This is a genomic window from Vulcanococcus sp. (genome assembly GCF_044369115.1).
Lineage (GTDB): Bacteria > Cyanobacteriota > Cyanobacteriia > PCC-6307 > Cyanobiaceae > Vulcanococcus.
The window spans coordinates 1-13,475 of the sequence record NZ_JBIPMN010000058.1; the positions used below are offsets into that span (position 1 = coordinate 1).

At 64.1% G+C, this 13,475-nt stretch carries 15 protein-coding genes and 1 tRNA gene; 15 read left to right on the top strand and 1 reads right to left on the bottom strand.

Annotated elements, in window-relative coordinates; translation table 11 throughout:
* The 3 genes from ACIQ2E_RS06120 to pstB all read left to right on the top strand — a co-directional run.
* Positions 1-350, top strand: a 350-nt coding sequence (locus ACIQ2E_RS06120) for a PstC family ABC transporter permease (RefSeq protein ID WP_398327655.1), incomplete at its 5' end; no start/stop codon positions are given.
* 6 nt (positions 351-356) lie between these two features.
* Entirely contained in the window at positions 357-1,238 is an 882-nt protein-coding gene (pstA, locus tag ACIQ2E_RS06125) for a phosphate ABC transporter permease PstA (protein ID WP_398327658.1), read from the top strand.
* A 38-nt stretch (positions 1,239-1,276) separates the two neighbouring features.
* The gene (gene pstB, locus ACIQ2E_RS06130; protein ID WP_398327661.1) at positions 1,277-2,071 is read left to right on the top strand and encodes a phosphate ABC transporter ATP-binding protein PstB; all 795 of its coding nucleotides are present in this window, start codon (positions 1,277-1,279) and stop codon (positions 2,069-2,071) included.
* Between the two features lie 99 nt (positions 2,072-2,170).
* On the opposite strand, the gene ACIQ2E_RS06135 is transcribed toward pstB, so the two are convergent.
* Positions 2,171-2,257, bottom strand: a tRNA-Ser gene (locus tag ACIQ2E_RS06135).
* A gap of 118 nt (positions 2,258-2,375) precedes the next feature.
* Between ACIQ2E_RS06135 and ACIQ2E_RS06140 the strand changes: the two genes are divergently transcribed.
* The 12 genes from ACIQ2E_RS06140 to ACIQ2E_RS06195 all read left to right on the top strand — a co-directional run bounded on the left by ACIQ2E_RS06140 (position 2,376) and on the right by ACIQ2E_RS06195 (position 13,360).
* Positions 2,376-2,741 carry a 2Fe-2S iron-sulfur cluster-binding protein gene (locus tag ACIQ2E_RS06140; RefSeq protein WP_398327664.1) on the top strand — a complete coding sequence of 122 codons (366 nt, stop codon included), beginning with the start codon at positions 2,376-2,378 and terminating at the stop codon, positions 2,739-2,741.
* Positions 2,738-3,640 carry an inositol monophosphatase family protein gene (locus tag ACIQ2E_RS06145; RefSeq protein ID WP_398327667.1) on the top strand — a complete coding sequence of 301 codons (903 nt, stop codon included), beginning with the start codon at positions 2,738-2,740 and terminating at the stop codon, positions 3,638-3,640. Before ACIQ2E_RS06140 ends, ACIQ2E_RS06145 begins: the two co-directional genes overlap by 4 nt.
* A gap of 30 nt (positions 3,641-3,670) precedes the next feature.
* Positions 3,671-4,849 (top strand): ATP phosphoribosyltransferase regulatory subunit, encoded by a 1,179-nt coding sequence (locus ACIQ2E_RS06150; RefSeq protein ID WP_398327670.1) that lies wholly within the window; start codon positions 3,671-3,673, stop codon positions 4,847-4,849.
* Between the two features lie 27 nt (positions 4,850-4,876).
* Positions 4,877-5,101, top strand: coding sequence for an indolepyruvate ferredoxin oxidoreductase subunit alpha (locus ACIQ2E_RS06155; protein WP_398327673.1), 225 nt, complete (start codon positions 4,877-4,879; stop codon positions 5,099-5,101).
* Positions 5,102-5,115: 14 nt separating this feature from the next.
* Positions 5,116-5,916 (top strand): DUF3598 family protein, encoded by an 801-nt coding sequence (locus ACIQ2E_RS06160; RefSeq protein WP_398327675.1) that lies wholly within the window; start codon positions 5,116-5,118, stop codon positions 5,914-5,916.
* A gap of 178 nt (positions 5,917-6,094) precedes the next feature.
* Positions 6,095-6,328: a DUF3136 domain-containing protein gene (locus ACIQ2E_RS06165; RefSeq protein ID WP_398327678.1), complete on the top strand. Its 234-nt coding sequence runs from the start codon at positions 6,095-6,097 to the stop codon at positions 6,326-6,328.
* A 114-nt stretch (positions 6,329-6,442) separates the two neighbouring features.
* The gene (gene htpG, locus ACIQ2E_RS06170; protein ID WP_398327693.1) at positions 6,443-8,347 is read left to right on the top strand and encodes a molecular chaperone HtpG; all 1,905 of its coding nucleotides are present in this window, start codon (positions 6,443-6,445) and stop codon (positions 8,345-8,347) included.
* A 19-nt stretch (positions 8,348-8,366) separates the two neighbouring features.
* The gene (locus tag ACIQ2E_RS06175; protein WP_398327696.1) at positions 8,367-9,632 is read left to right on the top strand and encodes an ABC transporter substrate-binding protein; all 1,266 of its coding nucleotides are present in this window, start codon (positions 8,367-8,369) and stop codon (positions 9,630-9,632) included.
* On the top strand, positions 9,632-10,507 hold the full coding sequence (locus tag ACIQ2E_RS06180; protein WP_398327681.1) for a carbohydrate ABC transporter permease: 876 nt from the start codon (positions 9,632-9,634) through the stop codon (positions 10,505-10,507). Before ACIQ2E_RS06175 ends, ACIQ2E_RS06180 begins: the two co-directional genes overlap by 1 nt.
* The gene (locus ACIQ2E_RS06185; RefSeq protein ID WP_398327684.1) at positions 10,507-11,298 is read left to right on the top strand and encodes a carbohydrate ABC transporter permease; all 792 of its coding nucleotides are present in this window, start codon (positions 10,507-10,509) and stop codon (positions 11,296-11,298) included. The genes ACIQ2E_RS06180 and ACIQ2E_RS06185 overlap by 1 nt, the downstream gene beginning before the upstream one ends.
* Positions 11,295-12,347 (top strand): ABC transporter ATP-binding protein, encoded by a 1,053-nt coding sequence (locus tag ACIQ2E_RS06190; protein WP_398327687.1) that lies wholly within the window; start codon positions 11,295-11,297, stop codon positions 12,345-12,347. Before ACIQ2E_RS06185 ends, ACIQ2E_RS06190 begins: the two co-directional genes overlap by 4 nt.
* An 11-nt stretch (positions 12,348-12,358) precedes the next feature.
* Entirely contained in the window at positions 12,359-13,360 is a 1,002-nt protein-coding gene (locus ACIQ2E_RS06195) for a mechanosensitive ion channel family protein (protein WP_398327690.1), read from the top strand.
* Positions 13,361-13,475: the final 115 nt, after the last annotated feature.

Sequence of the window (13,475 nt, forward strand, 5' to 3'; positions counted from 1 at the left end):
CCCTGCGGCAGGCCGCTTACGGCGTGGGCACCACCCGCTGGGGCGCCATCGTGCATGTGATCCTGCCGGCGGCGATCTCTGGCATCACCGGTGGCGTGATGCTCGCGTTGGGCAGGGCCATGGGCGAAACGATGGCCGTCACGATGTTGATCGGCAATTCCAACAACTTCAGCCTCAGCCTGCTGGCTCCGGCCAACACCATTTCATCGATGCTGGCCAACCAGTTCGGTGAAGCCGATGGCCTGCAGGTGTCGGCGTTGATGTACGCCGCCCTGGTGCTGATGCTGCTCACCCTGGTGGTGAACCTGCTCGCCCAGGTGATCGTGCGGCGCCTGAGCCTCAAATACTGAGCCCCGATGACCACCTTCAGCCGCGGCTCACTCACCCTCCAGCCCTCGCTGGCGCGCAACCGCTGGAACCTGCTTCTCACACTCACGGCCGGCCTGTTCACAACCCTGGCGGTGCTGCCCCTGATCGTGGTGATCGCCTACGTGCTGTTGAAAGGCGGTTCGCTGATCACCTTGCAGCTGCTCACCGCCCTGCCGCCCCCGCCCGGGCTGGATGGTGGCGGCATCGGCAACGCCATCCTCGGCACCTTGATCGTCACCGTCGTGGCGGCGGTGATCGCCGTGCCGGTCGGTGTGGGAGCCGGTGTTTACCTGGCTGAATTCGCCTCAGCTGGCTGGTTCGCCCGCTTTGTGCGCTTCGGCACGAATGTTCTGGCCGGCGTGCCTTCGATCATCTGCGGGGTGTTTGTTTACGGCCTGATCGTGAGCACCAGGCTGTTTTTCAACCAGAGCTACAGCGCCCTCGCCGGCGGCATCGCCCTGGCCGTTCTGATGCTGCCCACGGTGATCAAAACCACCGATGAAGCCCTGAAACTGGTGCCGCAGGAACTGCGCTGGGGCGCCATGGGGGTTGGGGCATCCCGTTTCGTGACCATCAGCCGCGTCACCCTGCCCGCCGCCTTCTCTTCCATCGCCACGGGCGTGGTGCTGGCTGTGGCCAGAGCTGCGGGAGAAACAGCACCATTGATCTTCACCGCCCTGTTCTCACCCTTCTGGCCAGAAGGCTTGTTCAACCCGATCGCCTCGATGTCGGTGTTGATCTACAACTTCGCGATCATGCCCTACGAAACCCAGATCGCTCTGGCCTGGGCCTCCTCGTTTGTGTTGGTGGTGATGATCCTGTTGGCCAATCTGCTGGCCCGCTGGCTGGGCCGCGTCAGCAGCACCTGAACGCACCGGTTCCCCTCCTCCTCCCAGCCCTGATCTCCATGTCGCCCAGCCCCTCCAACACCTGCTTCACGCTCGAAAACGTGAGCATCAGCTACGGCAGTAATGTGGCCGTGCGGGGTGTGTATATGGAGATTCCCCGCGGGAAGGTGACTGCCTTCATCGGCCCTTCGGGCTGTGGCAAGAGCACGGTGCTGCGCTCGCTCAATCGCATGAACGATCTGATCGAGGGCTGCACGCTCAAAGGACGTGTGCTGTTTGAAAACCAAGACCTCTACACCCGCGATGTGGACCCGGTGGAGGTGAGGCGACGTATCGGCATGGTGTTCCAAAAGCCGAATCCCTTTCCAAAGAGTATCTACGAAAACATCGCCTTTGGCGCTCGGATCAATGGTTTCCGCGGCGATATGGACGAACTGGTGGAGCGCTCACTCCGCAAAGCGGCCCTCTGGGATGAAACCAAAGACAAGCTCAAAGTGAGTGGTTACTCCCTCTCCGGAGGTCAGCAGCAGCGGCTCTGTATCGCCAGGGCCATTGCGATCGAACCTGAGGTGATCCTGATGGATGAACCCTGCTCAGCCCTCGATCCGATCTCCACGCTCAAGATCGAGGAGATGATGCATGAGCTCAAGAAGAGCTACACGATCGTGATCGTGACCCACAACATGCAGCAGGCGGTGCGGGTGAGCGACATGACGGGCTTCTTCAATGTCACCGCCAACCCCGACAGCGACGGCAAGGTGGGTTGCCTGGAGGAATTCGCTGATACGGAAATGATCTTCAACTCGCCCAGGCAGAAAGCGACCCAGGATTACGTCACGGGTCGTTTCGGCTAATTGCAGTAGCCAAGCTGGCGCGATTCATGGGAATAAAAAAACCGCCCAGTGGGCGGTGGGTCTGTGGAATCTGAGAAACAGATTCGACGACCTGATGAACGGAGAGGGAGGGATTCGAACCCTCGATAGAGTTGCCCCTATACAGCATTTCCAGTGCTGCGCCTTCGACCACTCGGCCACCTCTCCGCGGGAGGGGGGCTTTTGCTGCGTTGCATTGCCAACCCACGAAGAGCTGGTTTTGAACGCGGCTGCGCGGGACAACGATGAGAATGTAGCAGTCACCACGTCCTTCGCTGGTTGCGGCATGCGCACCTATCCGATCACGGTCCATTGGCGGCAGGAAAACCGCACGGTTGCGCTGGACGTGCCGGAAGGGGAGTACATCCTGCGCAGTTTTGAGCAGCAGGGCGAGCCCCTGCCCTTCAGCTGCCGCAATGGGTGTTGCACGGCCTGTGCGGTGCGGGTGCTGGCAGGTTCGATCGACCAGCGCGAAGCCCTGGGCCTCTCCCGTGAGATTCGCAGCCAGGGCTATGGCCTGCTGTGCGTCGCCAGGGCCACGGGCCCACTTGAAGTGGAAACCCAGGACGAGGACGAGGTCTACGAACTGCAGTTCGGCCGCCACTTCGGCCGTGGCAAGGTGCGTGCCGGCCTACCCCTTGACGAGGAATGAGCGCACCGGATCTGCAGCGGCTGACGGATCAGAGCGCCGAGCAGTGCGGCCTTGCGCCTGGGGAGCTCGAGCGCCTGGCTGAGGTGGCTCGCCGCGCCGCCGAAGCGGGTGCCTCCCAGCTGCTGGCCCATTTTGGCCGCTTGGAGTCGATCCGCGAGAAGGGGCGCGCCGGGGATCTCGTCACTGAGGCCGATGTGGCCGCTGAACAGGCAGTGCTCTCGGTGCTCGAGCACAACACCCCTGAATTGGGTGTATTGGCGGAGGAAAGCGGCCGCCGCCTCGGGAGCGGCTCTGAGCTCGAGTGGTGCGTGGATCCTCTGGATGGCACCACCAACTACGCCCATCGCTATCCCTTTTTCGGCACCTCGATTGGGCTCACCTGGAGAGGCCAGCCATTGCTGGGGGCCCTGGCGGTGCCCGCTTTGCAGCAGCTCTACTGGGCCGCCCCGGGGCTCGGCGCCTGGTGCAACGCCAGCCAGATCCAGGTGAGCGACTGCACCAATCTGGCCAGCTCGTTGCTGGTGACCGGCTTTGCCTATGACCGACATGAACGGCTCGACAACAACTACGCCGAATTCGCCTGGTTCACCCATCGCACCAGGGGCGTGAGGCGAGGTGGAGCCGCCGCGGTGGATCTGGCCTTCGTCGCCGACGGTCGACTGGATGGCTACTGGGAGCGCGGCCTCTCCCCATGGGATCTGGCGGCCGGTGTAGCCCTAGTGGAGCAGGCCGGTGGCGTGGTGTGTGCCTACGACGGAGGACCAGCTCAGCTGGCGGAGGGACGGCTGATCGCCTGCACACCTGGGCTGCGCCAGGTCCTCATCAATGGGCTGGCAGCCTGCCGACCCCTGAGCGGCGCCAGTTTTGGGGCGCCGGAGCTCGATCAGGCAGCTCCATAGGATCAGCGGCAGTTCAAGCACCGTGATCCGATGGCCCTGCAACCCGCTGCCGGCGCCAGGGATCTCAACCCACGGGAGGTGGACAGCAACCGCTGGCTGTGTGAGCAGCTGGCGGAGGTCTACAGGCGCTGGGGCTATGCGGAAGTGGCTCCACCGTTGGTAGAGCGGCTGGAAACCCTGGAAGCTGGCGGCGGGATCCGGGATCGGGAACTGGTGCGCCTGGCTTCGGATGAGCCCCTGGGCCTGAGGCCGGAGATGACCGCCTCAATCGCCAGAGCCGCCTGCACGCGTCTGGCCAGCCGTCCGCGGCCCCTGAGGCTGTGGAGCAGTGGGCCTGTGCTGCGCAGCGCCATCAGCGATGTGGGCCAACCCCGTTTAGAGGAACGCCTCCAAAGCGGCGTGGAGCTGCTGGGAGCCGATGCCAGCCAGGCGTTCGTGGCGGACGCCGAGCTGTTGCGGTTGCTGCTGGCCTGCCTGCGGCAACTGCAGATCACGGCAGAGCATAGGCCCACGCTGCTGATCGGCCACCACGGTGTGCTCAGCGCCTTGCTCGATCAAGTGCCAGCGGAGCAGCGCTTGGCCACACGTCAGGCTCTGGTCAGTTTCGATCCCCTGGCTCTGGCCGAACTGCAGCTGCCAGCGCACCAGCGCCAGGGCCTGCAGCAATTGCTGCGGCTGCGAGGGGATACGAAAGCAGTTCTGTATCAGCTTGAGCAGCTGCTGGGTCCCTCGGAGTTAGTGGAGCAGCTGGCGGGCACCTTGCACAGCGTTGCCGCCACCGCCGCTGCCCAGGGCGTACGACTGCAGCTGGATCCGAGCTTCCAACCCCATTTCGACCTGTACGACGGCCTGGTGCTGAAGCTGGTGTGCCAAGGCCCAGTGGCGCCAGTGGCTCTGGCGAGCGGTGGTCGCTACGATGCCCTGGTGGCCCGCTTCGGCGGTGTGGCCGGTGGTATGGGCTTCGGCTTCGATGTGGAAGCCCTGCGCGATCTACTCGGCACAGAAGCCACGGCGCCCCAACGGCGCGCCACCACCTTGGTGGCTTACGCCGAAGCCAGCCAGCTGAGCGACGCGCTCGATCAACTGGAAGCTCTGCACCGCCAGGGCGAGCCTGCAGAACTCTTGCAGTGCCCCAGCGCCAGCCGGGAAGCCGCCGAAGCCATCGCGGCTGAACGGGGCTGCGCCGCCTGCCACTGGGTCGCTTCCTAGGATCCAGCCAGCCGAACCGCAGCACCGATGGCCCACACGATCGTCACCGACATCTGCGAAGGGGTGGCCGATTGCGTGGATGCCTGCCCGGTGGCCTGCATCAATCCGGGCAGCGGCGCCAACACCAAGGGCACGGCCTTCTACTGGATCGATTTCGACACCTGTATCGATTGCGGCATTTGCCTGCAGGTCTGTCCTGTGGCAGGCGCGATTGTGCCTGAAGAAAAACCGGATCTGCAGCGCGCCGGCTGAGAGCGAGTCAGCGCATGTCCAGTCAGTGGGACAACTTTCTGCGCAACCTGGGTGAGTGGCGCGGCAGCTTCGCCAGCCTCGATGCCTCGGGCGCCGTTGTGGAGAGCACACCGTCGATCCTCACGCTGGAGCGCGGCGAGGAAGAGCGGTTGGTGCACTTTCGGCTACGCCGCTTCGCCGATGGCGACCTGAACGGCGAACCCAGCCGCGACATGAGCGAGGACTACCGCAACCTCGGGCGGCAGGTGGTGTTTTTCGAGAGCGGCACCTTCTGCAAAGGGAGGCTGCAGGTGGCACCGGGCATACCCTTCGGCGGAGAGTTTGGCTTCATCCACGGCGACCGCCGTCATCGCCTGGTGCAGTTGCACAACGACGACGGCAACTTCACCAACCTGGTGCTGATCCGCGAATTCCGGGCAGGCAGCAACGCCGAAGAGCGACCTGCGCTCAGCCTTGATCAACTGCAAGGCAGCTGGAGCGGCACGGCCGCCACGATCACGGCCGATTGGCCTGAGCCCGACCACACAAGTTGCCGCTTCGAGGTGAGTGGCATCCCCCAGGGCGCCCTGCGCATTCAAACGTGCACGGACACCAATAGCGACAGCGTTGAGGCCGGCAGCACGGAACCGCTGCAACTCACCTGGATGGGGGATGGTGGCTATCACATCACCCCGCGGCACGTGGATCACCGCAACGCCTTTGCCGTGGAGGCCGGATGGCTCAGCGCCCCCGATCGGCTGGAGCGGCTGATCCGCCGTTATGACGCCAGCGGCGCCTGGACATCCGCCACTCAGATCATCGCCGCGCGTGACTGACGCCTCTGCGTGCCCTGCGCATCGCCGCCGGCGTGGCCTGGCTTGGGTTCGTTCATGTGGAACATCGCGTCCGCCCACCTCAAGAGCAGCCAACACCACTGCCGTCATTGATCCCAAATGGGAACTTGTGCGCCCTGAAGGGCCGGAAGGAGGGTTATTCCGTCTGGAGCGACGTTCCATGTCAGCACCCACCTTCACAGCTGCCCTCACCGTTGGCGAACTGGAGGCGAGCTACCCCCTCTACTGCAAAGCGCTGCGCATCCTCATTCGTGACGGCGTCACCCGGAGCAAGGCCAGACGCACGGTGTGCTGGAGCCGGCTCGAATCACTGCACCATTCGCTACCGCGCCAATACCGCCATCCCGAGCAGCTGTTCTTCCTGCTGAGCCGCGAACTCAAGCCCACTAGCTGAGCCAAGCCCAGCGAACCACACCGGCTGAGGGGTCGGTTTCCTGCCCATGGCGGCCCCTTGGCGGGCTGGCCTGCCCCGGGTGACTCTGGAACCACGTTGCTTTTTCACGCTGTGGTGCTGCAGGCGGAACAGGGCCAGATCCAGATCCACACTGAGAACATCTTCCCGATCATCAAAAAGGCCGTGTACAGCGGCCATGAAGTGTTCCTGCGGGAGCTGGTGAGCAATGGGGTGGATGCCATCAGCAAGCGCCGCATGGCAGCCATGGCCGGCGATTGCAGAGAAGGGAGCGAAGGCAAGATCTCGATCCGCATCGACCGCGAAGCCAAAACCCTCACCATTTCCGACAACGGCATCGGCATGACCGCCGATGAGGTGAAGCGCTACATCAACCAGGTGGCCTTCTCCAGCGCCGAAGACTTCCTGGAGAAGTACAAACAGGAGAACGACGCGATCATCGGCCACTTCGGCCTTGGCTTCTACTCCAGCTTCATGGTGGCCAAGCAGGTGGAGCTGGTGACCCTCTCCGCCCGCGAGGGCAGTGAGGCGGTGCGCTGGAGCTGCGATGGCTCCCCCAACTTCAGCCTCGAGTCTGCTGAGCGCTCAGAACCTGGCACCGATGTGATCCTCCACCTGATGGAGGAAGAAGAGGAATACATCGAGCCAGCCCGCATCCGCACGCTAATCACCACCTACTGCGACTTCATGCCGGTGGAGGTGGAGCTCGAGGGTGAAAGCGTCAACAAGCGGGAGGCACCCTGGCGTAAAAGCCCCCGCGATCTCAGCGACAACGACTACATCGAGCTTTACCGCTACCTCTATCCCTTCCAGGGCGATCCGCTGCTGTGGGTACACCTCAACACCGACTACCCCTACAACTTGCAGGGCATCCTCTACTTCCCCAAATCCACCGGCCGCGCCGATTGGGAGAAGGGCGAGATCAAGCTCTACTGCAACCAGGTGTTCGTGAGCGATTCGATCAAGGAGGTGGTTCCCCGCTACCTTCTGCCGCTGCGCGGCGTGATCGATTCACCCGACATCCCTCTGAATGTGAGCCGTTCGGCCCTGCAGACCGACCGGCGCGTGCGCTCGATCGGAGGCTTTGTGGCTAAGAAGGTCGCCGATCGGCTGAAGGAGCTGCATCGCGATCAACCCAAGCGTTACGCCGAGATCTGGGAATCCCTGGCGCCGTTCATCAAGATCGGGGCGATGGAGGATGAGAAGTTCGCCGATCAGGTAGCCGAGCTGGTGCTGTTCGGCACCACGGCTGCGGCGGGCGAGGGCGACAACGCTGATCCCATCCCCGGCGAAAACAACAAAACGTTCACCACCCTGGCTGGCTATCGCTCCCGCCTCAGCGCAGACAACGACAAGCGAATCCTCTACTGCACCGATGAAGCCGGCCAGGCCGCTGCCCTCTCCCTCTGGAAAAGCCAGGGCGCTGAAGTGCTGCTGGCCGACACCTTCATCGATACACAGTTCATCCCCTGGCTGGAATACCGCCACGAAGAGCTGAAGTTCCAGCGCGTCGACAGTGAACTCGACGACTCCTTGCAGGAGAAGGACAGCGAACTGAGCGATGCCGATGGCAAAGACAGCTCCGAAAAGGTGCGCGATCTGTTCAAGAACGCGCTCAACAACGACAAGGTCACGATCCAGGTGCAGTCCCTCAAGGGCGACAACGCTCCAGCAGCCCTGATCCTGTTGCCGGAGCAGATGCGCCGCATCAACGACATGGGCGCCTTGATGGAGCAGCGCCTGCCCGGCCTGCCCGACCACCACGTGCTGCTTGTAAACCGCAAGCACCGCCTGGTGGAAGGCCTGCTCAAGCTCTCCGCCGGCTCGGTGATCACCGGAGCCAGCGGCGGCTCCCCCAGCCAGCAGCTCGCCGACGATCTCAGCCGCCACGTGTATGAAATGGCCCGCCTGGCCGTGGGTGGACTCGAACCGAATCAACTGGCCGGCTTCCAGCAGCGCAGCTGCGATCTGATGGGCAAGCTGATGGAGCGCGGCCTCTAGATCCGTTCCCCCTTCGTTGATCCCACCACGGGCGCTTTGGCGCTGGGCCCTGCTGCTGATTGCCCTACTTGGCAGTCTCAGCCTGGGCCTTTGCGGTTTGTCGGCTGAGCGGGTGGAGCCCGTGTTTGTGTTGATGCCGGCTCCGTTCGCTGATGCCACCGCGGAGTTGGTGAGGACCTTCAACCGCAGCCATCCGCGCATTGCCTTGAGCGTCACGCGGGGGCCGCTGGAAACCGAGGCCGTTTCAGATCTGGCAATCAGCAGCTTGTTGCTGGGGGAGAGCCCCTACGACCTGCTGCTGATGGATGTGTCGTGGACGCCGAAATACGCCGCCGCCGGTTGGCTCGAGCCTCTGGATCGCTGGCTGGGGGCAGATGCTCTCGACGACCTCGCCCCAGGCGCCGAGCTTGGCAATGCCTTTGGCGGACAGCTCTGGCGGTTTCCGTTAGTGGCTGATATGGGACTGCTTTTCTGGCGGACCGATCTGATGGAGGTCCCGCCGCGCACGCCGGCGGAGCTGGTGGCAGTCAGCCGCCGCTTGCAACGGGAGGGCCGGGTGCCTTGGGGCTACGTATGGCAGGGCAAGCAATACGAGGGCCTGAGCTGCGTGGTTCTCGAAGTGCTGCGTGGCTTCGGGGGCCACTGGCTCGTGGAGAACGAACCGCAGCTCGACTCGCCTGCAGCCGTTGCCGCCACCGGTTGGCTGCAGGATCTGGTGCGCCAGGGCATCACCCCAGAGGCGGTGGCCAACATGGGAGAACCGGAGGCACTGCAGCTGTTCCAGGCCGGTGATGCCGCGTTCATGCGCAACTGGCCCTACGCCTGGGGAGAGCTCAACAAGCCGGATTCACCGCTCCAGGGCAAGGTGGCCTTCACCACGATGGTGAGCGAAGAGGGCAAACCCCACGCCGCCACCCAGGGGAGCTGGGGCTTCTCGCTGCTGGCGGGCTCGCAGCACAAAGCAGCAGCTGTGGAGGTACTTCGCTTTCTCACCAGTGCTCAAGCCCAGAAGCAGCTCAACCTGCGTTGGGGTTACACACCCACACGCCTCAGCGTGTTTGAGGATCCCGAACTGCTCGCCGCCAACCCGGTTCTGGCTGATCTGCAGCAGGCCCTCGCCGCCGCCGTGCTGCGCCCCCTCAGCCCGGTGTATGCCCAGCTCAGCGACCTGCTGTACCGCGACGTGAACACATTGATCACGGGCGATCAACCAGCCCCAACCGCGATGCGGGAGTTGGAATCAAACAGCGAACGGCTCCTGCGCAGTAGTGGAGGCCAAGGCTGATGCGCTGGCGGCTCTGGCTGCTGATGGCACCGGCGCTGGCGCTGCTGCTGGCGATCTTTGCCGCTCCGTTGCTGCACTACCTGTGGCTGAGCACCCAGGCCCAGAGCGTGCTCACGGGCCTGCAGCCACAAGCGGTCGGCGCGCAGCAATGGCTGCGGCTTTGGAATGATGGCCGCTTCTGGCAAGACACCTGGCAAACGCTCCGCTTCAGCGCCGCCTCGGTGAGCCTGGAGGTGCTGTTGGGCCTGGCTGTGGCCCTGCTGCTGAATCAGCCCCTGCGGGGTCGTGGCTTTCTGCGCACCATCAGCCTCTTGCCCTGGGCCTTGCCCACCACTGTGATGGCCTTGGGTTGGCGCTGGATCTTTAACGACCCCTACGGACCAATCAATCGGCTCCTGGCAGGTGTTGGATTGCCTGCACTCCCGTTTCTGTCCAACCCGGCACTCACCTGGATCGCGACGGTGGGCGCAGACACCTGGAAAACCACGCCGTTTGTGGCGCTGCTGCTGTTGGCAGGCCTGCAAACGATCCCCGCCGATCTCTACGAAGCAGCAGCTTTGGAAGGGGCCACCCCCTGGCAAACCCTGCAACACATCACCCTGCCGCTGCTGACGCCTTATCTATTCATCGCGTTGCTATTCCGCCTGGCCCAGGCGCTGGGGGTGTTCGATCTGATCCAGGTGCTCACCGGTGGCGGACCCGCCGGGAGCACCGAAAGCCTGGCGCTCTACGCCTACCTCAACGCCATGCGCTTCCTCGATTTCGGCTACAGCGCCACCCTGCTGCTGGGCTCCTTCGCGATCCTGCTGCTCCTCTGCGGCGCGGCAGCGCTGGTGTGGCACTGGGGCTCCCGCCTGCAGGGAGAGCTGCGCTGATGGGCCGGTTGTTGTTGCTGCTCTGGAGCCTGGGGCCAATGCTCTGGCAGCTTTATTCCTCCCTACAGCCCACCCAGGCCCTGAGCGGCATGGGCGCTGTCGGCTGGACCCTGGAGCACTACCGGCAACTGCTGCAGGGCGATCCTCCCTTCCTCACCTATCTGCTCAACAGCGCGGTGGTGGGAGTGAGTAGCACCGCCCTCACCCTGGCCCTGGCGGTGCCCTGCGCCTACGCCTTCAGCCGGCTGGGCCGCCGTCAGGCCCGTGCTCTCAAGGCGCTGGTGGCAGCGGCAGCGGCCTTCCCGGCGGTACTGCTGTTCCTGGCCCTGCTGGAGCTTGCACGCGACTGGCATCTGGCCAATCAGCTGCTGGCTCTCTGCCTTCCCTATGCGGGCTTGTGCCTGCCCCTGGCGATCCTGCTGCTGCAGGCTGCCTTTGCCGACATCCCGATCGAGCTGGAGGAAGCCGCTTTGATCGAAGGAATGGGCCTTTGGCAGCGGCTGCGCTGGATCTTGCTGCCGCTGATGGCACCGGCCATGGCCAGCAGCGCCCTGTTGGTGTTCCTGTTCAGCTGGAACGAATACCCGATTGCACTCACCTGGTTGAGCCGCACTGAGCTGCTCACCCTCGCGCCGGCCATGGCCCGCATCGCTGGATCATCCGTTTACACCATTCCCTATGGCGCCTTCGCTGCCGCCACGGTGCTGGGCAGTGCGCCGTTAATCCTGCTGATGCTCCTGTTTCAGCGCCAGATCACGAGCGGCCTCACCCAGGGAGCCATCAAGGGATGAGCCGCCCATTGTCTGCAGGTGATGGCTTCAAAGGCCTGGAGCTGCGTCAGCTCAGCCGGCGGGTGGGCAGCCACGCGCTCGTGGATCAGCTGAACCTCACGGTGGCTCCCGGCGAAATCCTGGCGCTGCTTGGCCCCAGCGGCTGCGGCAAGAGCAGCACCCTGCGGCTGATCGCCGGACTCGATCCCGCCAGCTCAGGCGAAATCCGGCTGGGCGGGCAGAGCATCACAGCACTGCCGCCGGCGGAACGACAGGTGGCGATGGTGTTTCAGAGCTATGCGCTGTTTCCCCATCTCAGCGTGGAGCGCAACCTCAGCCTCGGCATGGAGCTGCGGGGGATGGGCCGGGTGGAGATCCAGCGAGACCTGGATCGAGTGCTCACCCTGATGCAGCTCGAGGGGCTGCGCCAGCGCAAACCAGCCGAGCTCTCGGGCGGGCAACGGCAACGGGTGGCCCTGGCACGGGCGCTGATCCGCCGGCCAGCGCTGTTTCTGCTGGATGAGCCGATGAGCAACCTCGATGCCCAGCTGCGCGAGAACCTGCGCGCCGAATTACGCACCCTGCTGCGCAGCACAGGCGTTCCGGTGGTGTACGTGACCCATGACCAGCACGAGGCCATGGGTTTGGCAGACCGGATCGGCGTATTGCGCGAGGGCCGGCTGCAGCAGCTGGGAACCGCCGAACGGCTCTACCGAGATCCTGCCAATCGCTTTGTCGCCCGCTTCCTGGGCAGCCCCTCGATCAACCTGATCGAGCGGGGCACGATGCAGCTGGGCTTGCGGCCGGAGCTACTGGAACTCACTGACGCGGGCAGCCCTGTGCCTCAGGGGTGGGACGCCCTGGAGGGACAGCTCAGCCACCGGGAATGGTTGGGGGATCGCGTGATCAGCCACGTGCAGTGCGCGGAACAGGGAACGCTCAGAGTGGTGGACCGTGAGGTGCCGGCCAGCGCGACGCTGCAGGTGCGCTGGCGCCAGGCGGACGCCCTGCATTTTGACGCCCGCAGCGGCGAGCGGCTGCCAGGCTCGAGCCGCACTAAACCCTCCTGATTCACCCCGCCATGGTGTTGACAGGGCCCACCACCAGCTTGCTAACAGCTCTGTTGACCTTGGTGGGAGGAGGCCTCCTTGGGCTGGTCGTGGCACGACTGATGCAACGGGTGCTGGGCCGGATCGCACACCGAACCGCATCCAGCACCGACGATTTTGTCGTGACGGTGCTCACGGACACCATTCCGCCAGTGGTCTGGGTGCTCAGTGCCAGCCTCGCCTGGCAGTTCCTGCCAACGAATGCCAGCAGCGACCAAGTGGTGTTCGGCTTGGCCAAGCTGATCCTGGTGGTGCTGATCGTGCGGCTGGTGAACCGCATCGGTCGTCGACTGCTTCAGCGCTGGGCTCACCGCGCCAGTGACGCAGAGGTGGCCAACCTGATCCGCTCGCTGGCGCCGATGCAGAAAGCCCTGGTGTGGTGCCTGGGGGCCGTGTTGTACCTGCAGAACATCGGTGTGGAGATGGCCGCCATCTGGGCCCTGCTCAGCGCCGGTGGCATCGGCGCAGGCCTTGCTCTCAAGGAGCCGGTCTCACAGTTTTTTGAATACATCACGATCCTGCTGGATAAGCCCTTCCAACCGGGCCAGTTGATCCGCGTGGGGCCAGTGTGGGGCACCGTGGAGAAGGTGGGCGTGCGCAGCACCCGCCTGCGGAGCATCAACGGTGAATCAGTCGTGATGAGCAACAGCTCCCTCACCGGTGCTGTGGTCGCCAATTTCGGGGAGATGCAGCGGCGCCGGTTGAGCGTTCACCTTGGCTTCAACCTGAACACCCCTGTTGAGCAGCTGGAGAAACTGCCTGAGCGACTGGCTGAGATCGTGAAAAGCGAAGGCACCGCCGAATTCGAGCGCTGCCATTTCGTGAGCCTGGAGAAGACCAGCCTCGATTTTGAGCTGGTGTATCACGTGCCGAGCAACGATTTCAAGCAGGCGTTGGATGTGCAGCAACGCATCAATCTCGCGATCATGCGCCAATTGGCCGAGCAGGGCCTGGAACTAGCAGCCTCCAGCTGATGACAGTGAAGCCCGACTGATAAGCTTTTGCCTTGGCTCCAAGCGGAGTCGAGTCGTCAACATCCTTTGAACGGTCGGTCATGTCCCGGGTCTGCCAACTCACCGGCAAGCGCGC

Coding starts and splice junctions, on each gene's coding strand:
- pstA (WP_398327658.1), top strand. CDS start 357: ATGACCACCTTCAGCCGCGGCTCACTCACCCTCCAGCCCTCGCTGGCG.
- pstB (WP_398327661.1), top strand. CDS start 1,277: ATGTCGCCCAGCCCCTCCAACACCTGCTTCACGCTCGAAAACGTGAGC.
- ACIQ2E_RS06140 (WP_398327664.1), top strand. CDS start 2,376: ATGCGCACCTATCCGATCACGGTCCATTGGCGGCAGGAAAACCGCACG.
- ACIQ2E_RS06145 (WP_398327667.1), top strand. CDS start 2,738: ATGAGCGCACCGGATCTGCAGCGGCTGACGGATCAGAGCGCCGAGCAG.
- ACIQ2E_RS06150 (WP_398327670.1), top strand. CDS start 3,671: ATGGCCCTGCAACCCGCTGCCGGCGCCAGGGATCTCAACCCACGGGAG.
- ACIQ2E_RS06155 (WP_398327673.1), top strand. CDS start 4,877: ATGGCCCACACGATCGTCACCGACATCTGCGAAGGGGTGGCCGATTGC.
- ACIQ2E_RS06160 (WP_398327675.1), top strand. CDS start 5,116: ATGTCCAGTCAGTGGGACAACTTTCTGCGCAACCTGGGTGAGTGGCGC.
- ACIQ2E_RS06165 (WP_398327678.1), top strand. CDS start 6,095: ATGTCAGCACCCACCTTCACAGCTGCCCTCACCGTTGGCGAACTGGAG.
- ACIQ2E_RS06180 (WP_398327681.1), top strand. CDS start 9,632: ATGCGCTGGCGGCTCTGGCTGCTGATGGCACCGGCGCTGGCGCTGCTG.
- ACIQ2E_RS06185 (WP_398327684.1), top strand. CDS start 10,507: ATGGGCCGGTTGTTGTTGCTGCTCTGGAGCCTGGGGCCAATGCTCTGG.
- ACIQ2E_RS06190 (WP_398327687.1), top strand. CDS start 11,295: ATGAGCCGCCCATTGTCTGCAGGTGATGGCTTCAAAGGCCTGGAGCTG.
- ACIQ2E_RS06195 (WP_398327690.1), top strand. CDS start 12,359: ATGGTGTTGACAGGGCCCACCACCAGCTTGCTAACAGCTCTGTTGACC.